The sequence below is a fragment of the Burkholderia sp. BCC1977 genome (genome assembly GCF_905339595.1).
In the GTDB taxonomy this organism is placed as follows: domain Bacteria; phylum Pseudomonadota; class Gammaproteobacteria; order Burkholderiales; family Burkholderiaceae; genus Burkholderia.
Map to the genome: position 1 here is coordinate 241097 of NZ_CAJPGQ010000003.1, position 18178 is coordinate 259274.

An 18178-nucleotide genomic window follows, 5' to 3' on the forward strand; every position below is an offset into this window, starting at 1 on the left:
TTACATCCCGACCGTCACGCGCGTCGCGTTGGCGCGCTTCAGGTTGCGATAGCGCGCGAGCGCCCACAGCGGGAAGAACTTGCGATAGCCGTGATAGCGCAGGTAGAACACGCGCGGGAAGCCGGTCGCCGTGAAGCGCGTCTCGTCCCACAGGCCTTCTGCGTTCTGCTGCGCGATCAGGTAGTCGACGCCGCGTGCAACGGCCGGGTTGTTCACCTCGCCGGCCGCCATCAGGCCGAGCAGCGCCCAGGCCGTCTGCGACGCCGTGCTCGGCGCCTGCTCGAAGCCGCGGTAGTTGAGCTTGTAGCTGTCGCCGTCCTCGCCCCAGCCGCCGTCCTTGTTCTGGATCGACAGCAGCCACTGCGCGCCGCGCTTCACGCGCGGATCGTCCGGCGTCAAGCCGGCCGCGTTCAGCGAGGACAGGGCCGTCCACGTGCCGTACACGTAGTTCATCCCCCAGCGGCCATACCAGCTGCCGTCCGGTTCCTGTTCCTTCAGCATGTAGTCGAGCGCGCGACGGGCCGGCTCGCTGTTCAACGCACTCTCGCCGAGCTGCGACAGCATCGACAGGCAGCGGCCCGACACGTCGGACGTCGGCGGATCGAGCAGCGCGCCGTGATCCGAGAACGGGATGTTGTTCAGGTAGTACTGCGTGTTTTCCGGTTCGAACGCGCCCCAGCCGCCGTCGCTGCTCTGCATGCCGACGACCCATTCGCGCGCGCGCGCCATCGATTCGCGATACGTGTCCGTCTGCTTGAGCTTCTGCGCACGATCCATCGCCATCACGACCACGGCCGTGTCGTCGACGTCCGGATAGTGCGCGTTCGCGTACTGGAACGCCCAGCCGCCCGGCCGCACGTTCGGGCGGCGCGATATCCAGTCGCCGCGCACGTCGAGGATCTGCAGCGGGCGCAGCCAGTCGAGGCCGCGCAGCACGGCTTCCTCGGCACGCGCGTCACCGGTTTCGAGCAGCGCGTGCGCGGCGAGCGACGTGTCCCACACCGGCGACAGGCACGGCTGGCAATACGCTTCGTCTTCCTGCACGACGAGCAGTTTCTCGAGCGCCTTGCGCGCGATCGCGCGATTCGGATGATCTTCCGCATAGCCGAGCACGTCGTACATCATCACCGCGTTGGCCATCGCCGGATAGATCGCGCCGAGGCCGTCCTCGCCGTTCAGGCGCTCGTCGACGAACGACACGGCCTGGCGGATCGCGCGTTCGCGCGTGTAGTTCGGGAACAGGCCGTCGACCGCGCGCAGCGCATCGTCGACGACGCGGAAGAACGCGAACCAGCCGGGGCTCTGGTGGCCCTGGCGCGGCAGCAGGCCGGCGTTGACGGGCGGGTCGATGAACAGCTCGTCGATGCGCACGCCGCGCGGGTTCTTCGCGATCGGGCGCTTCGCGTTCAGCACCAGCAACGGCACGATCACGGTCCGCGCCCAGTACGACACCTTCGACAGGTGGAACGGGAACCACTGCGGCAGCAGCATGATCTCGACCGGCATCATCGGCACCGCGCGCCACGGAATCGCACCGTACAGCGCGAGCTGGATGCGCGTGAACACGTTCGACATCTCGGCGCCGCCCATCGCGTGGATCGCACGGCGCGCGCGCTGCATGTGCTCGGCGTTCTCGTCGTCGCCGATCACCTTCAGCGCGAAATACGCCTTCACGCTCGCGCTGATGTTCGGCGCGCCGTCGGTGAACAGCGGCCAGCCGCCGTCGGCCTGCTGGATACGGCGCAGATAGCGGCCGATCTTCTGTTCGAGCTCGAGGTTCGGCGTCTCGCCGAGATAGTGGACCAGCAGCACGTATTCGGCGGGAATCGTCGAATCGGCCTCGAGTTCGTAGACCCAGTGTCCGTCCGCGTTCTGCGCGGCCAGCAGCGCGTCGGTCGCGCTGGCGACGGCCGCGTCGAGCCCGGCCGGCGCGGTGCCGGCGGACAGGGTAGCCATATCGGTGAGATCGTTCATCGGTCCCTCTCTTATTGTGTCTGGAGCACGTCCGCGGCCAGCTGGCCGGAACGGATCGCGCCCTCGATCGTGGCGGGCAAGCCGGTGGCAATCCAGTCGCCCGCCAGTACAAGATTGGTCCAGCGCGTACGCACGGCCGGACGTTTCATTTCCTGCGACGGCACCGCCGCAAACCCCGCACGCGGCTCGACGACGAACTGCCACGCGGGGATGGTTTCCGGGTTCGCGCCGGTCACGCGCGCGACGTCTTCCCAGATGCGCCGCGCGAGCGCATCGCGCGGCATGTCGAGCCAGCGGCCCGCGTCGCGGATCGTCGCCGCGAGCGGACCGCCGCCGGTGCGCACCGCGTCGACCACGCCGTTGACGACGGTTGTCTGCAGCGGGCTGCCGGCCGGTGTATCGACCGCGAAATACGCGGTCACGACCGCACTGAACGTGTCGGGCGCGGTGAGATCCGGGACGAGCGGCTGCGCGACCTCGGGCGGCACGGCCAGCACGACCGCGTCGCCCGACGCGAGATCGACGCGCTCGCCGCCGATCGCGACCGCATCGACCGCATTGCCGTGCGCGCCGAATTCGAACGCATCGAGCCGCGAATTCAGCCGGATCTGCGCGCCGCCGTGCTGCAGCATCCGCAGCGCCGGTTCGACGAATGCACTGCCGAGCCCGTGGCGCGCGACGAGCGGGCGCCATCCGGGGCCGCCCGCGGCAAACGTGCCGCACAGCGCCGCACGTGCGAGCTCGGCGCTCGCGTGGCGCGGCTCGACGTTCAGCACCCCGATGAAATAGGGCCGCAGCCAACGATCCCACAGCACGCCGTCGCAGCGCATCGTCTGTGCGAGTGAGCGGCCGGTGCGCGCGAACGCGAGCGCGGCCAGCGCGAGGTAGTCGAGCGGCGTGGTGCCCGGCGCGCGCGACGCGGCGTCGAACAACCACGACGGCCAGCGCCCGTTGCCGAAACGCAGCGTCCAGCGCTGCTGCGACGCGACGTCGACCACCGGGCATTCAGGCAGCGCGGGGCCCGTGAGCCGATCGGCCGCGCCGATCGCGCGCAGGTAGCGCTGCGTCGCGGGCTGCCCCGCGAAAACCTGATGCAGCCCGCTGTCGAGCGTCGTGTTCAGCACGCCGTCGAACCACGAGCGGCAGCGGCCGCCCGCATGCGCATGCGCGTCGTGCAGCACGATGCGCCGCCCGCGGCGTTGCAGCTCGACGGCGGCCGACAGGCCCGCGAGTCCTGCACCGATCACGTGGACGGTTCTGGGCATCGGCTCAGAACAGCGCGTAGCGCGCGGCGATCATCAGCATGCGCGCCTTCGGCTTGCGCAGCGGCGCGCGCGGGGCGGCAAAGCCGCGCGCGATCGCGGCTTCCAGAATGCAGCGATACGCGCCCGACATGATGCGCGGCGCCTTCACCTGCGCGCGCGTGCAGGCGTCCATCACGGCGTCCGCCGCGCGGAAGTGCTCGAGCGCGCGTTCGACCAGCGTCGCGCACACGCACGGCAGCGCCGGGTCGCGCACGATCGTCGCCGGATCGGTGATCGCGATGCCTTCGCGCGCGAGCAGCTCGCGCGGCAGGTAGCAGCGGTTGATCGCCGCGTCGTCGTCGATGTCGCGCAGGATGTTCGTCAGCTGCAGCGCGCGGCCGAGGTGGTGCGACAGCGTGATGCCTTCCGCTTCCGGGATCCCGAAAATCCTCACCGACAGACGGCCGGCCGCGCTCGCCACGCGATCGCAGAACAGGTCGAGCGTGGGCTCGTCCGGCGCGCAGATGTCCTCGGCGGCGTCCATCGCCATCCCGTCGATCATCGCGTGGAAATCCTCGCGCTTCAGGTCGAACGCGCGGATCTCGCGCTCGAGCGCGGCCAGATGGCGCGGCGGCTGGCCGGCGAAGCACGCGTCGATGTCCGCGCGCCAGCGATCGAGGCCCGCGTTGCGCTCGGCGCGCGGCAGGTCGCTGTCGGCGATGTCGTCGACCGCGCGGCAGAACGCGTAGACCTGGAACATCGCGTCGCGCTGCACCGCCGGCAGGATGCGCATTGCCAAATAGAAAGAACTGCCCGATGTGACGGCAGCGGCGTCGGTTTCTTGTTCGTCCACGACGAGATTGGAAACGGCCAAGACGAGCTCCACGGAGACACCCACGCGGGGCGATTGAAGAAGCCATGCCCGGCTGGGTTGGTCAGGGCGTCAAATGCGTGCGAGATATGCGAACGATCGACGCAGACAGGCACAAATTACCGGCCGGAAGCCGGAATTGGGCGAAAGTATAGCAATCTTTGAAGTTCGATGGCGGACACGCGCCGCGCCCGGCGGGCCGCCCGAGGGCTGGCGGGCCGGCGCGGCCGGCCGCGGCGGGGAACGGCGTCGCGCCGCCCGTCAGCCGTAGACGATGTCGCGCTGCAGATCGAGCGCGATGAGCCCCATTTCGCGGGTCAGCTGCAGCATCGAGCGGCGTTCGAGCCGCGAGCCCATGAAGCTCGTCACGCGCCCGTCGGGCTCCGCCGTGAACTGGAACGACGGGCCGCCGGTGCCGAACCACGCGCCCGGCACGTCGGGCGACTCCTGCCAGTCGATCTGCTCGAACACGCGCGCGATCCCCGCGCGCACCACGTCGCTCGGGCCGATCGGCGGCGCGATCTCGCCCAGGTCGTCGAGCGAATAGGGGCCAGGCTTGTCCGGCCGCCGGTAGAAGAGGTAGTCGACGTTCATGGGGCGCAATCTGGAGCAAAGCGTCAAATTAGCGCGCTTCGGCGCAAATTCAAATCAGATCAGGACGAAATGTGGCCTGTACGAGACAAAAGGGTCGCATCGCGACAGCCGGTGCGAGCCCGCGCACGGTCGGGCCGCGGGTTCATGCTTGGACGCGCGCGGCTTCGTCTAAGATGAACACCTTTCTCGAAAAAACACGGACACCATGGAGACGAACGTAACCGCCGCCGCGCCATCCGACCATCCCGTTTTCGTGCTGGTGCACGGCGCGTGGCACGGTGCGTGGTGCTACGCGCATGTCGCGGCCGCGCTGGCCGCGCGCGGCTATCTGTCGATCGCGCGCGACCTGCCCGCGCACGGCATCAACGCCCGCTTTCCCGCGTCCTATCTCGAACGGCCGCTCGACCAGGACGCGTTCGGCGCCGAACCGTCGCCGGTCGCGAATACCACGCTCGACGATTACGCGACGCAGGTGATGCAGGCCGTCGACGATGCGTATGCGCTCGGCCGCGGCAAGGTCGTGCTCGTCGGGCACAGCATGGGCGGCCTCGCGATCACGGCCGCGGCGGAACGCGCGCCTGAGAAGATCGCGAAGATCGTCTATCTCGCGGCGTTCATGCCTGCGTCGGGCGTGCCGGGCCTCGACTACGTGCGCGCGCCCGAGAACACCGGCGAAATGCTGGGCCCGCTGATGCTCGCGAGCCCGCGCGTCGCGGGCGCGCTGCGGATCGATCCGCGCAGCGGCGACGCCGCGTATCGCGAACTCGCGAAGCGCGCACTGTACGACGACGTGCCGCAGGCCGATTTCGAAGCGGTGGCGAACCTGATGACCTGCGACGTGCCGGCCGCGCCGTTCGCGACCGCGATCCCGACGACCGCCGCGCGCTGGGGCGCGCTCGACCGTCACTACATCAAGTGCCTGGCGGATCGCGTGATCCTGCCTGCGCTGCAGCAGCGCTTCATCGACGAAGCCGACGCGTTCGTGCCCGGCAACCCGACGCACGTGCACCAGCTCGACAGCAGCCATTCGCCGTTCGTGTCGCAGCCGGCCGTGCTGGCGGGCGTGCTGGCGGATATCGCGAAAAGCTGAACGGCGCGCATCGTCCGCGCGGAGCGGCGACGCAACGGCGCGGCGGTCATGCGTACGCGATCGACCGATCGCGGCCGAGCCGCTTCGCGCGATAGAGCGCGGTGTCGGCCTCGTTGACGAGCGCGTCGCACGCCGGCGCGCCGGCCGTCGCGCACGCGCCGCCGACGCTCGCCGTCACCGGCACGCTGACGCCTTCCGCGTCGACCGGCGTGCCGCCGATCGCGTCGCGCACCTTGTCCGCCACCCGCATCGCCTCGTCGAGATTCGTGCACGGCAGCAGCAGCGCGAATTCCTCGCCGCCGAAGCGGCCGAAGGTATCCTGCGCGCGCACGATCGACGCGACGCGGCGCGCCGTCTCGCGCAATACCGCATCGCCGGCCGCATGCCCGAACCGGTCGTTGATCGTCTTGAAGTGGTCGAGGTCGAACAGCAACACCGACAGGTCGCCGCCGTAACGCTGCCAGCGCGCGAATTCGTCGCCGAGCCGCGCCTCGAAGAAGCGCCGGTTCGCGATGCCGGTGAGGCCGTCGCGATTCGCGTGCTCGCGCAGCTTCGCGACCGCCTCCTCGCGCTCGCGCTGCATCACGCTCACGTGCGTGACGTCCGAGATCGTCACGCACACCGCCTCGACTTCGCGGCCGCGCGTGAGCGGCATGAACGTGCAGTCCTGCTGCATGTAGTCGACGCCGCCCGTGATCGGCCGGTCGTGCTCGAAGCGAAACAGGTAGGGCCGCTGCTCCCATGAGCTGAACGCGAAGCTGCCGAGCTGGAACACGCTCTCGAGCTTGCGTTCGAGCCACGCGCGCGGCAACGCCGGAAAGCAGTCGAACAGGTTGCGGCCGATCACGTCGGCAGCCGGGATGCCGCTGTGGTCCTGCATGAAGCGGTTCCACATCAGCACGGTCATCGTGCGGTCGAGCACGAACAGGCCGAAGCCCACCCGTTCGATCACGAGCTCGCTCAGCGACGCGGCGGTGGCGGCGGGGGTAGCGTTCATAGCGCGGACAGCAACGCGTCGAGCGCGTCGCCCATCAGCCGGATCGAGTCCTCGGCCATCAGCATCACGAAATGTGCGCGGAACGCGTGATCCTCGAGGCCGAAGTTCACTTCGAGCAGCAGCGCGACGCTCCAGGCGAGCGCGGTCGGCTGGAACACGTCGTCGAACGACACGTTCGCGCCGAGCAGCCCCGGCGGGAAGAACACCGGCTTGCGGCCGAGCTCGTCGAGGATCGACGCGACGCACGCGCTCATCAGCACGTTCGCGACATCGAACACGAGTTCGTCCTGCGTGGCCATGCCGGCATACACGCCGTCGCCGAACGTGCGGTCCATCAGCGACATGAGCCGCGCGACGCCCGCACTGCGGCACAGCACGATCGCCTCGCCCTTGATGTCGGAACGGAAGCCCTGGCGCACGGCCGTCACGTTCTCGTGGATGCCCGTCATCTCGCGCAGCGCGTCGCCCGCATCGGCGGCCTTCACGACGCGCACACGCGGTACCGACAGCTCGATGAAGTGCCCGAGCAGCAACGCGAGCCGTGCGGCGGCACGGCCCATCGCGAGGTTGGCGATCTCCTGCAACGCGTCGCGTTGCTCCGCCGTGAACACCGATTCAGGCATACAACCCATACTCCTTGAGAATGGGCAGCAACGCCTCCGACGTCACGGGCTTGGCAACGAATGCGATCGCGCCCAGCTCGCGCACGCGGGCTTGCGCCTGCGGCTGGATATCGGCGGATACCACGATCACGAACGTGTTCAGATCTTCGTGGCGCAGTGTCTCCAGCACCTGATAGCCGTTCATGTCGGGCATCGTCAGGTCCAGAAACATCACGGAAGCTTTGCCGTCACGATAGAGCGCCAGGGCCTCACGACCATTCGCCGCATACGCGACATCGACGTCCCAGTCCACCGGCAGCGCCTTTGTCAGAAGTTTGCGAGCGAGCAAGGAGTCGTCGGCGATCACGATCGGCAAAGGCATGGCGGCGAAGCGGTATACGGAATGGTCTCTCTCGCGTTAACGACCGCGCGGCGCGCTTCTTGAGGCGCCATGCAATCGCGCGCGGGCAACCACCGTGCGGCCGCGCGCGGGCGCCGCGGCGCGAGGCACGCGACACACCGCGCCGCAAACGCCGGCGGGCGCATATATCTGTCATAGGGAAAGCAAGGCGCGATTCTCTGAGTAAACCGAAGGCGGTGCAACTCGCCATTTTCACCATTTCGAACAGAATTGATCCGATCGCCCGGCATTCCGAAAACAGCTTCGACCATTTTCGAGATAAGCACGCAAAATTTTTCTTTGTGTACGTTTGCGCTGCCGGATTCATAGCGTTTTCAAACTTTCATTTTCCCCTGTCGGAATCATCAGGTTGCACATCCGTGCCGCGGTACGGCGGGCGAGCGCAACTCGTTTATGATGGAACACCTCCGCTTCACCCGCCTTCTTCAATGACGTCCGAACGTCCCGCCGACTCCCGCACGCCCGCCTCCACGCCCGCCGACGACTGGCAGGACGACGGCAGCTACGCGTCCGGCGCACCCGAGCACGATTTCGCGGTCCGGCGCGTGACGCTGATCGTGCTGCTGATCGCGGCGATCGTGCTGCCGTGCATCTACGTGTCGGTCATGGCGTACAACGACCTGAAGGCACGCGAAGCCGCGGCGAGCGACGTGACGATGCGCACCGTGCGCGTCGCCGAGGAGCATGCGCTGAAGGTGTTCGACCTGAGCGAGACGCTCGATGCGCGCATCGTCGACCTCGTGCAGGACATGGACGACGCCACCGTGCGCCGCCGCGAGTCCGACATCCACGAAGCGCTGAACACGATCGGCGGCGGCTATCCGCAGGTGGCCGCGGTGTCGATCTTCGGCGCGAGCGGGATGCTGCTCGCGAACAGCCTCTACTTTCCGGCGCCCTATGCGTCGATCGCGTACCGCGACGACTTCGCCGGCATCCGCGACGGCAAGGTCATCGAACACATCTCGCGGCTGATGATGGGGCCGCTCAAGCTCGAGAACATCCCCGTGTTCAACACCGGCGTCGCGCGACGCCATAGCGACGGTTCGTTCGCCGGCATGGTGTCGATCGCGCTGAAGTCGTCGTATTTCAATGCGTTCTACCGCGACCTGCTCGGCGGCGCGGCCACGCCGATGACGATGGCGCTCGCGCGCTCCGACGGCGCGGTGATCGCGTCGTATCCGCCGCCGCCGTCGCTCACGCATACCGATCGCACGGCCACGTTCGGCAACACCCGCAACGATCCGCGCGCGGGCGTCGTGCGGGTGCGCCACGACGGCACCGGCGGCGAGATCGTCGCGTACCGCCAGGTCGGCAGCTATCCCGTGTACGTGACCTGCGCGTATCGCACCGCCGCGATCTGGCATGAATGGTACGAACACCTGAGCGTGCTGTTCATCTCGATGTTCGCGCCGTCGATCGCGCTGTGGTCGGTGATCTGGCTGTCGCTGAAGCGGCTGAAGGCGGAAGAGGAGGCTTGGGACCGCTGGCAGGCCGAAGCGTCGATGCGGCGCTCGATCGAATCGGCGTACCGGCAGTCGCGCAAGATGCAGGCGCTCGGCAACCTGGTCGGCAGCGTCGCGCACGACTTCAACAACCTGCTGATGATCATCTCGAGCAACGTGCAGATCGCGCGGCGACGCGGCGTCCAGCATCTCGACAAGGAACTCGGCGCGATCGAACGCGCGCTGAAGAACGGCCAGTCGCTCACGCGCCAGCTGCTCGGCGTCGCGCGCAAGCAGCCGCTGCACAACGAGACGATCGACGTCGGCCAATGGGTCGGCACGTGCCGCGAACTGCTGAAGACGTCGCTCGGGTCGAAATCGTTGCTGGTCGTCGCGATCGAACCCGGCGTATGGCCGATCCGGGTCGATGTCGCGGAGCTCGAGCTCGCGGTGATCAATCTCGCCGTCAATGCGCGCGATGCGATGACGGTCGGCGGCCGCTTCACGGTCGGTGCGCGCAACGTGACGCTGCGCCGCGAGGACGGCTTTCCGCTGACCGGCGACTTCGTGCAGATCTCGCTCGACGATACGGGTTCGGGCATGGCGCCCGACGTGCTCGCGCGCGCGTTCGAGCCGCTGTTCACGACGAAGGCGCAGGGGATGGGAACGGGGCTCGGGCTGCCGCAGGTGTTCGCGTTCTGCGAGCGCTCGGGCGGCCTCGCGACGATCGACAGCGCGGTCGGCGCCGGGACGTCGGTGCGCCTCTACCTGCCGCGCGCACGCGCCGAGGACATCGTCGCACGACCGCAGGCCGCCGCGCACGACGCAGGCGTGCTTGCGGGCCTGCACGTGCTGCTGGTCGAGGACAACAGCGAGGTCGCGGCCGGCACCGAGGCGCTCATCACGCTGCTCGGGCACCGTGTCACCTATGCGCCCAGCGCCGACGACGCGTTGCGCCTGATCGAGGGTGCGGCCGCGAACGACGCATTCGACCTGGTGATCTCGGATATCCACATGCCGGGCCGCCTGAACGGCATCGATCTCGCCGAAGCGATCGACCAGCGGCCGGGGAAGCTGCCCGTGATCCTGGTCACGGGTTACGCGGAGGAGCTCGACCGCACGCGTACCGTCAACGTGCGCGTGCTGTCGAAGCCGTTCGACATCGCGCTGCTCGACGAGATCCTGCTCGGCATCCGCGAAGCGCGCGATGCGCGGCACGCCGGCGCCTGACCCGCGGCATGCGGGCCGGTGCCGGCGGCGGGAAGGGGACGGCGATCAGGCCGCCTTCAGCACGCGCACCCAGTCGACGTAGCGGTCGACGAAGCCCTGCAGGAACTTGCGGGTGTCCTCGCTGACGATCTGGCCCTGGTCGTCGATGCGCGCCGGGTCATGCTTGATGAACATTTCCGGCTGGCCGAGCGTCTTCACATCGAGATACGCGAGCACGTTGCGCAGGTGCTGCTGCGCGAGCGCGGTTCCGGTCGCCCCCGGCGACGTGCCGAGCACCGCGCCCGGCTTGCCGGACCATGCGTTGTGCCCCCACGGGCGCGAGCCCCAGTCGAGCGCGTTCTTCAGCACGCCCGGGATCGAGCGGTTGTACTCGGGCGTGACGAACAGCAGCGCGTCGGCCGCTTCGATCGACTGCTTGAAGCGCTTCGCGACTTCCGGAAAATCCGCGTCGTAGTCCTGGCTGTACAGCGGCAGCTCGCCGATCTCGACGAATTCGAACGAGAAATCGGCGGGGGCAAGCGAGATCACGGCGTGCGCGAGCGCGCGGTTCCAGGAACCGCGACGCAGGCTGCCGACGACGACTGCAACACGATAGGACATGGCTTTCTCCTTCCGGTGAGTGAGGAATCGATTCGATTGATTCTGGACAGGCGACAAAGGTCTGTTTATAGGCAGGCCAGCCCGCGAGCCGTCCCACGGGGCCGACCGGCCGACTTTCCACAAGGTTTTCCACAGAAATTGTGGATAACTTGGCCGTTATGGTCTGAGGTTACACACCGCCCGCGTCGTGATTTCGCGCCGCGGGGTTCCGGCAAGCATAGCGCAGCGCCCCGGCCGGCTTCGTGAATTCGTGACCGAACATGCGTTGCAGCGCGGCGACGTGACCAGTAAGCTGCTCGCACACCGCGATGCGCCCGCCCGATGGCGCGCACGTGATCGCTCCCGCTTTGCAAGGCTTCCGACCCGCCATGCCGTCCGCGTACGACGACCCTGCCTATCTCGCGCAACTGCGGCGCGACCTGCTGCGCTTCGCGCGACTCCAGCTCCGCGATGCCGATGCGGCCGAGGACGCCGTGCAGGAAGCGCTGACCGCCGCGTGGTCGCATGCGGGCGAGTTCGCGGGACGGTCTGCCCACAGGACCTGGGTGTTCGGCATCCTGCGCAACAAGCTGATCGACATCCTGCGCGCGCGGCAGCGGACGGTGAGCCTGTCCGCACTCGACGCGGAGCTCGACGGCGAATCCGCGCTCGATCGCGAGTTGTTCAAGGAAAACGGACACTGGGCCGCGCACACGAAACCGCGACCGTGGCCGCGCCCCGAGACGCTGTTGCAGCAACGGCAGTTCTGGACGCTGTTCCAGGCCTGCCTCGACCACCTGCCGGTACACATCGGGCGCGTGTTCATGATGCGCGAATTCCTCGACGTCGAGATTGCCGACATCTGCAGCGAACTGACGTTGACGACGAATCATTGCAGCGTGCTGCTGTATCGGGCGCGCACGCGCCTGCGCACCTGCCTCAGCGAAAAAGGACTGACGACCGAAGATGCTGCCGGGGAAATGTAGGGACGTGACGCGACTGCTGTCGGATGCGCTCGACCGGTCCTTGACGCTTCATGAGCGCATGCAGGTGCATGTGCATCTGCCGACTTGCAGCGGATGCCGGGCGTATCGCGGGCAGATCGCGCTGCTGCGGACGGCGGCGCATGCGGCGGCGGCGGGGCGGGGGGCGGGGGATGACGCGGGCGGCGATCGGGATCAGTCGTCGGGTGACGGGCAGGGGTGAGTTGAGTTGCTGGTGTCGTTGGGCGGTTACGCGTTGCGGCTGGTGATGTCGTTGTTGACGTCGAACGGGTGACGCTGGAGGTGGCTCGCGGGCATCGAGTACGGGCTGCTCGCTGGGTGGCGTCGGAGGTCGTCGTTGGCGGTGTGCGAATTCGGTTGGTCGATCCGGCGCGGCTTGGGATTGCCGCTACGAGTGGCTTCATTTGATGACTGCTGGCAGTGCAGCTACGGGGGGCGGTTGTGGTACTCGAATTCAGCCGGTCGATCCGGCGCGGCTTGTGATTGCCGCTGCGAGTGGCTCATTTGATGACTGCTGGCAGCGCAGCTACGGGGGGCAGTCGCAGTACTCGAGCTCAACCGGTCGATCCGGCGCGGCTTGTGATTGCCGCTACGAGTGGCTTCATTTGATGACTGCTGGCAGTGCAGCTACTGTGGACAGTCGCGGTACTCGAATTCAACCGGTCGGTCCGGCGCCTTGATTGTCGGTGCGAGCGTCCGACGGTTATCGCGGCCGTAGTAGTCGGTTGCGGCTCGCGACTTCAGCCGCTCATTCCCGGCGCGCTCGCGCCGGGATGATGCGATAAGAAAAATACGCCTAACAACAATTATTCGAACAGTGCACGCACCGACTCGGGCGGGCGGCCGATGGCTGCCTTGCCTCGATACACGACGATCGGACGCTGCAGCAAAATCGGATGAGCCGCGATCGCTTCGTAGGCCTCCGCGTCGGTCAGGTTCGCACGGGCCAGATCCAGCGTCTTGTACGGCTCCTCGCCGTCACGAAGCATGTCGCGCACCGGGCGCCCAAGTTGACGATGCAGCGCTTCCAGTTCCTCAACCGTCGGCGGCGTCTTCAAATACTCGACGACCTTCACCGGCGTGCCGGTGGTGTTCAGCGTCTCGACCAGCGCGAGCGTCTCGCGGGACTTCGAGCAGCGGGGGTTGTGGTAGATCGTGATCATCATTCGGGCCTGGATGGGAAAGGCACGTATTGTAGCCAGTCTGGTTGCGGGCGTTTCAGCGGGGCGCCGGCGCGCGGGCGGAAGGGGAGTTGGAGTCTCGGTGTGGCGTGAGGGGAGGGTCGGTCTTGCCGACGAGCGCGCAGGTCGCTCGATGCGTTTATGCGCATAAAGTGCGTTGCATGGGCGATTGCCGAGGCAGTCTACGTTGGCGAATAAGCGCGGGTGAATAACGGCGCATCGCGACGGCGCACGTCAGGCGACGACGCGGGGGCCACCGTATGGTTTATCCGCCTCTGGGTTTATGCGCATAAAGCCGTCGTTTCCCGGGGTGGGCGGGTCCATGGATATCGCGGCCAGCCCGGGCAATTCGAAGCCTCGAATGATCAGCGGGGCGATACGTGATGGCGTCCGCAGCATCGTCGCGGGGTTCTCGTTACGCACGCTTGCCGACGCGCGACCGCTAATCGCTGCCGAGCCTCTCCATGGTTTATGCGCATAAACGCAGGGAGAACGGCCGTTGCTTCGCCACTGAACACGGAGCGTATCGCGTCGGCCCGAGCCCCGCGAGGCTCGTCATCGGGTCTCGTCATCGGGTCTCGTCATCGGGTCTCGGCTCGAGCGAGGACTTCAACTCGTGGACGCGCTCCGGCGCCGCGGAAGTTTATGCGCACAAACTCACCCTCCAACAAGACGGCGCCCGCCCTCAACAAGTGGAAGGGCAGGTCCTGACAGATCGCAACGACTGGTATCTCGAACACGATCCTGAATCGTCCACCACCACGAAGATCCAGCGCTCATCATCCACCGCAGCAATCTCGTCGCCACCCGACGTCCCCCATTCGTTTATGCGCATACCGAATGGCTAACGCGTAGTTGGCGAACGACAATTTCATTGAAATATAAATATCGTCCTGTAGAATTCCAACGACCAAAAACAGGAGTGAAAATTGGCCGCGGAAATCATTGCAGTCACTCAACAAAAAGGTGGCGTCGGCAAAAGCACGATTGCCATGCACCTCGGCGCGGCCTTCCATGAGAAAGGGAAGCGCGTCCTCGTCATCGACGCAGACGGTCAAAACACACTGGTCCACTGGTCGAGCGCATCCGGCGACAGCGACGCCGGCATTCCTTTCCCGGTCGTCAACCTCGCCGAAGCCGGCGGCCAGATCCATCGCGAGATCAAGAAGTTCATCAACGACTACGACATCATCGTCGTCGACTGCCCGCCGTCGATCACCGAGAAGGTCTCCGGCGTCGTGCTACTGGCCGCGTCGATCGCCGTGATCCCGACTTCGTCGTCGCCGGCCGATTACTGGTCGAGCGTCGGGCTGGTCAAGCTGATCCAGCAGGCGCAGGTGATGAATGAAGACCTCCGCGCCGTCTTCCTGCTGAACAAGACCGAAGAGAAGCGCATGCTGACCCGCGAGCTCAAGCGCGCGCTCGAGGAACTCGGCTTCCCGTTGCTGAAGACGCAAATCCCGACGCGGGAAGCGTACAAGCAGGCGATGGCGCTCGGTCAGACCGTGCTGCAGATGAACGATCGCGGAGCCAAGCTGGCCGCCGCGGAAATCCGCGCATGTGCCGACGAAATCGTCGCCATGCTGCCCTGACTTTATGCGCATAAAGGAGTCACATGAAACCCTCCCAATTTGCAAAAGGATTCCAAGCGCGCCCGGATATCACGACGAGCGAGAAGCGCACGGCGCTTGATCGGCTGAATGCCATCGACGGCATCGTCAAATCCGAGACTGCCACGCCGGCCCCGACGAAGTCGGCCAAGAAAGACATCACGCCGCCGCCGGCTCCGGACGTCCTGCTCGATCCGTCGACCGACGAGTCGCCGCAATATCGCGCGTGGCGCCTCGAGAACCGCTATGCGCCCGGCCAGGTGATCGAGCTGTCGCTGAAGGCGATCAAGCATAGCCCGTTCAACCCGCGGCACTTCTATCTGAAGTCGTCGATTGCCGAACTCGCGGTCAACCTCGCGAAGCAGGGGCAGCAGCAGGCGATCCACGTGATTCCGGACTACGACAATCCGGGTTCGTATTTCGTCAGCGACGGCGGCCGCCGTGTGCGCGCGCTGAAGGAAGCGAACAAGGAGTCGGTGAAGGCGATCGTGATCGACGTGCCGATCGGGATTCAGAGCTACAAGCTCGGCTACGACCTGAACGTGCAGCGCGATTCGCAGACGGTGTTCGACAACGCGGTCGTGTGGCGCCGCTTCCTCGACGACAAGCACTTCCAGAGTCAGAAGGAACTGTCCGAGCATCTCGGCCTTGACGAGTCCACAGTCGCGGTTGCGCTGTCGATCGGCAAGCTGCCGGAAAGCGTGATGCAGGAGATGGTCGCGCGCACCGATCGCTTCGGTTCGAACATGGCGTATCAGGTCGGCCGCTATCACAATGCGCGCGGCACCGAGGCGACGCTTCGGCTGATCAACAAGATCGTGTCCGACGATCTCAGCACGCGCCAGGTGTCGGACATCGTCAAGGGCCGCGTCGCGGCGCAGGAAACGCCGAAGCCGGCGGGCCGCCAGCGCTATGCGCAGCGTCTCGAGATCAAGCTCGGCGGCAAGTCGGTCGGCGACCTGAAATCGTACGGCGAAGACCGCATCGAACTGCGCCTGCGCGGCCTCCCGAAGGACAAGCGCGACGCGATCCTCGAGCAGCTCGAGCGGATGCTGTTGTCGGAGTGATGGAAACGGCCGGCCGGCAGGGCCTGGCGAGACGCCGGGCCCGCCGGATGGGCCGGCGGCCGGCGGCGGCCCGTCACAGGGGCCTGAACGGGCCTCAGGCGGCCCGCGATTGATTCAGGGTGAACGACAGCAGGTCGCCGTCGGTCGGCTCGCCCCAGGTCTTCTGGGCCAGCCAGTCGAAAAACGCCGTCTCTGCCAGTTTCGAATCGAGACCGCGCTTGCGCCAGTCGTCACGCAGGTGTGAGCCCATCGTCGGCAACACTTCCGACTCGAACGACTCGCGCGCCACTTCGCGCTCCGCGTCGCCCTGCTCCTCGTAGAGCACCTTCGCTTCCTTGCGGCGGAACGCCGCGAATTCGCTCAACAGACGCGCCTTCAGATCGTCCGGCTGCGCCGCGACCACCTTCGCGGCAGGCGTGCCGGAAGGCAGCGCGTCGACGGACTCGACCGGCGGCGCATAGCCCTTCTTCAGCGCATCCTTGAACAACGCGGGCGCACTGCGCACCGGCGGCAGCGTCGTGCTGCGCATCCGCTGTTCGGTCATCTGCAGCGCGGCGCGAATCCGGTTTTCCTCGCTGTCCGCGTAGAGCGTCTGCGCTTCCTTGAGCGGAATCCCGAGCTTCACCATCCGGTCGACCAGCGTGCTGTCGAACACGTTCGGATGCTCGTCGAGCGCGAGCATCGGCTGCTTGCGCTCGGTCACGCGGAACTGGATCTCCGCGACCCGCCGCCCTTCACGATGCTCGATCAGTTCGACGAAGATGTTGGTGACCGCATTGACCTCGGCGATCGCCGGACGCAGATAGTCGCGCTTGAAGTACTTGTACTCGCGCTTCGCCTCGTCCCCGGCTTCCGTATCGGGCGTGCCCGACAGGATCGGCCGCCACCATTCCCACGGCTCGCGCATCGTCAGGTGGCTCGGGTTCGTCAGGTAGCGCACGCAGATTTCGTAGAGCGCGAGGCCGGCGCTGCTGCGCAGCTGGCTCTGGAACTGCAGGCTCAGACGCGCGTACTGGACCGGGTCGAGCAGTTTCTTCTTGATCTTCGGTGCGAACGAGAATTCGACCCACACGCGGCGGGTGGCCGGATCCTCGAGAATTTCGGCATCGGCGATCAGCGTCGAGATCCCCCACTTGCGGCCCGGCTTCTGGCTGGACGTCCCCGTGCTCCATTCGACCTGGACCGACACCATGCGACGCAGGTGTTCCTTCACCAGAGCGGTGTCGTTCGAATCGAAGGCGGAGTTGGCGACGATATCCGACAGCAGCGCGCGATACGTATCGCCCGAGTCGTCGGCCTGCTGCGCGACGGCGAGCAGGACGTTGAACAGCTTGCGGGTCAGGAGCGTGATCTTGCCGCTCTTCGGCTGAATTGCGATCGCCTCGACGGCCTTACGCAACTCGGCTGAACTGGCACTCACCACATCCACATCGGTTTTCTTGGCGCGCTTCGTGGCCATGCGTCGGGTCGGAGGAGAAGTTTCACGGAAGGATAGCGCCTGTGGTGATGTGCGTCCAGAACGACATGCTCACCATAGCCGGTGAAGTGCGCGTGCAAAACGGCACTCACCCCAACCCTCTCCCGAAAACCCTCACCGGTCCGGATTTACAGCGTTTCGGACTCGTCCAGACGTGTCGCGGGATGCGCGGATTCACAGATTTTTGCCTGTGCTCGACACGTGCGAAACTTGCTCCCGTATCGGCTCACCTTTCGATTTGTCGTAATTTTACGACTGGGCATTCGGGTTCTCGTCACAGGGTCGCCACTGGATGTCGCGACCTCGCGCGAACCGGCCCGTACCAGCCTGTATGCATGTACAGGCGCGGCTGACCGGGATCCGGAAACCCGCGCCGAAAAGGTGCCCGGTGAGTCGATCGAAGCCGTTTCACAGGCCCGGGCGCGCATTGTACAGCGCACCGAAACCGTTCGGTCCCGAAAATTCTCACCTCAACGGCTCGGAATTCTGTGACCCGGATCCGGACGAATCCCCGGCACACGCGGGATCGGCCGCCCGGACCTCCCGAAAAACCTCACCTTATTGAAAAAAGCGGCGTTCCAACGGACGCGGACGCAACTCCCGAAAAGTCTCACCGTAACCGCCGCGGTATCAAAAATGTCAATGACATCCGATACTTATGTGCAGCAGGCGTTCTGCTGTGTCGGGCGGCAATCCCCCGAAAAGCCTCACCTTTGCCGCATGGGAGCGTATGCGACAGCTGTGTGTCGACTCCTGAAAAATCTCACCTGTGCCAAAAAGTGGCACAGCAAAAAT

At 66.3% G+C, this 18178-nt stretch carries 17 protein-coding genes; 7 read left to right on the forward strand and 10 right to left on the reverse strand.

The features are described from left to right. From shc to U5771_RS04810, 4 genes are all read right to left on the reverse strand, one after another. Entirely contained in the window at nt 1-1974 is a 1974-nt protein-coding gene (shc, locus tag U5771_RS04795; RefSeq protein WP_322022910.1) for a squalene--hopene cyclase, read from the reverse strand. Between the two features lie 11 nt (nt 1975-1985). Then, complete coding sequence (gene hpnE, locus U5771_RS04800) at nt 1986-3239, reverse strand: hydroxysqualene dehydroxylase HpnE (RefSeq protein WP_322022911.1); 1254 nt, start codon at nt 3237-3239, stop codon at nt 1986-1988. A gap of 4 nt (nt 3240-3243) precedes the next feature. Then, nucleotides 3244-4092 carry a presqualene diphosphate synthase HpnD gene (gene hpnD / locus U5771_RS04805; protein WP_322022912.1) on the reverse strand — a complete coding sequence of 283 codons (849 nt, stop codon included), beginning with the start codon at nt 4090-4092 and terminating at the stop codon, nt 3244-3246. Nucleotides 4093-4350: 258 nt separating this feature from the next. Further along, nucleotides 4351-4683 (reverse strand): hypothetical protein, encoded by a 333-nt coding sequence (locus U5771_RS04810; RefSeq protein ID WP_059538785.1) that lies wholly within the window; start codon nt 4681-4683, stop codon nt 4351-4353. Nucleotides 4684-4888: 205 nt separating this feature from the next. Between U5771_RS04810 and U5771_RS04815 the strand changes: the two genes are divergently transcribed. Continuing rightward, a complete protein-coding gene (locus tag U5771_RS04815) occupies nt 4889-5773 on the forward strand; it encodes an alpha/beta fold hydrolase (RefSeq protein WP_322022913.1) in 885 nt (294 codons plus the stop codon). Nucleotides 5774-5819: 46 nt separating this feature from the next. Here the strand turns inward: U5771_RS04815 and U5771_RS04820 are convergent, their stop codons facing one another. Genes U5771_RS04820 through U5771_RS04830 form a run of 3 tightly spaced genes read right to left on the reverse strand, consistent with a single transcriptional unit; the run spans nt 5820 to nt 7754 of the window. Beyond that, a complete protein-coding gene (locus U5771_RS04820; RefSeq protein ID WP_322022914.1) occupies nt 5820-6770 on the reverse strand; it encodes a diguanylate cyclase in 951 nt (316 codons plus the stop codon). Continuing rightward, nucleotides 6767-7393: a chemotaxis protein CheC gene (locus U5771_RS04825; protein WP_059604625.1), complete on the reverse strand. Its 627-nt coding sequence runs from the start codon at nt 7391-7393 to the stop codon at nt 6767-6769. The genes U5771_RS04820 and U5771_RS04825 overlap by 4 nt, the downstream gene beginning before the upstream one ends. Next, nucleotides 7386-7754 carry a response regulator gene (locus tag U5771_RS04830; protein ID WP_322022915.1) on the reverse strand — a complete coding sequence of 123 codons (369 nt, stop codon included), beginning with the start codon at nt 7752-7754 and terminating at the stop codon, nt 7386-7388. Before U5771_RS04830 ends, U5771_RS04825 begins: the two co-directional genes overlap by 8 nt. Before the next feature lie 467 nt (nt 7755-8221). Here U5771_RS04830 and U5771_RS04835 point away from each other — a divergent pair, with 467 nt between their 5' ends. Continuing rightward, nucleotides 8222-10465 carry a hybrid sensor histidine kinase/response regulator gene (locus tag U5771_RS04835; RefSeq protein WP_322022916.1) on the forward strand — a complete coding sequence of 748 codons (2244 nt, stop codon included), beginning with the start codon at nt 8222-8224 and terminating at the stop codon, nt 10463-10465. Nucleotides 10466-10510: 45 nt separating this feature from the next. Here the strand turns inward: U5771_RS04835 and U5771_RS04840 are convergent, their stop codons facing one another. Continuing rightward, nucleotides 10511-11065: an NAD(P)H-dependent oxidoreductase gene (locus U5771_RS04840; RefSeq protein ID WP_322022917.1), complete on the reverse strand. Its 555-nt coding sequence runs from the start codon at nt 11063-11065 to the stop codon at nt 10511-10513. A 368-nt stretch (nt 11066-11433) separates the two neighbouring features. Between U5771_RS04840 and U5771_RS04845 the strand changes: the two genes are divergently transcribed. Together U5771_RS04845 and U5771_RS04850 are read left to right on the forward strand one after the other, a co-directional pair. Continuing rightward, complete coding sequence (locus U5771_RS04845) at nt 11434-12030, forward strand: RNA polymerase factor sigma-70 (RefSeq protein WP_322022918.1); 597 nt, start codon at nt 11434-11436, stop codon at nt 12028-12030. Beyond that, the gene (locus U5771_RS04850) at nt 12011-12250 is read left to right on the forward strand and encodes a zf-HC2 domain-containing protein (protein WP_322022919.1); all 240 of its coding nucleotides are present in this window, start codon (nt 12011-12013) and stop codon (nt 12248-12250) included. Before U5771_RS04845 ends, U5771_RS04850 begins: the two co-directional genes overlap by 20 nt. A gap of 604 nt (nt 12251-12854) precedes the next feature. On the opposite strand, the gene arsC is transcribed toward U5771_RS04850, so the two are convergent. Continuing rightward, entirely contained in the window at nt 12855-13211 is a 357-nt protein-coding gene (gene arsC, locus U5771_RS04855) for an arsenate reductase (glutaredoxin) (protein WP_322022938.1), read from the reverse strand. A 482-nt stretch (nt 13212-13693) separates the two neighbouring features. Here arsC and U5771_RS04860 point away from each other — a divergent pair, with 482 nt between their 5' ends. The 3 genes from U5771_RS04860 to U5771_RS04870 all read left to right on the forward strand — a co-directional run bounded on the left by U5771_RS04860 (nt 13694) and on the right by U5771_RS04870 (nt 15906). Then, nucleotides 13694-14077 (forward strand): hypothetical protein, encoded by a 384-nt coding sequence (locus tag U5771_RS04860; protein WP_322022920.1) that lies wholly within the window; start codon nt 13694-13696, stop codon nt 14075-14077. An 81-nt stretch (nt 14078-14158) separates the two neighbouring features. Next, on the forward strand, nt 14159-14821 hold the full coding sequence (gene parA / locus U5771_RS04865) for a ParA family partition ATPase (protein ID WP_040138954.1): 663 nt from the start codon (nt 14159-14161) through the stop codon (nt 14819-14821). Nucleotides 14822-14844: 23 nt separating this feature from the next. Beyond that, nucleotides 14845-15906, forward strand: coding sequence for a ParB/RepB/Spo0J family partition protein (locus tag U5771_RS04870; RefSeq protein ID WP_322022921.1), 1062 nt, complete (start codon nt 14845-14847; stop codon nt 15904-15906). 94 nt (nt 15907-16000) lie between these two features. Here U5771_RS04870 and U5771_RS04875 read toward each other — a convergent pair whose 3' ends face one another. Continuing rightward, on the reverse strand, nt 16001-17365 hold the full coding sequence (locus U5771_RS04875) for a replication initiation protein (protein WP_057925458.1): 1365 nt from the start codon (nt 17363-17365) through the stop codon (nt 16001-16003). Nucleotides 17366-18178 lie beyond the last annotated feature (813 nt).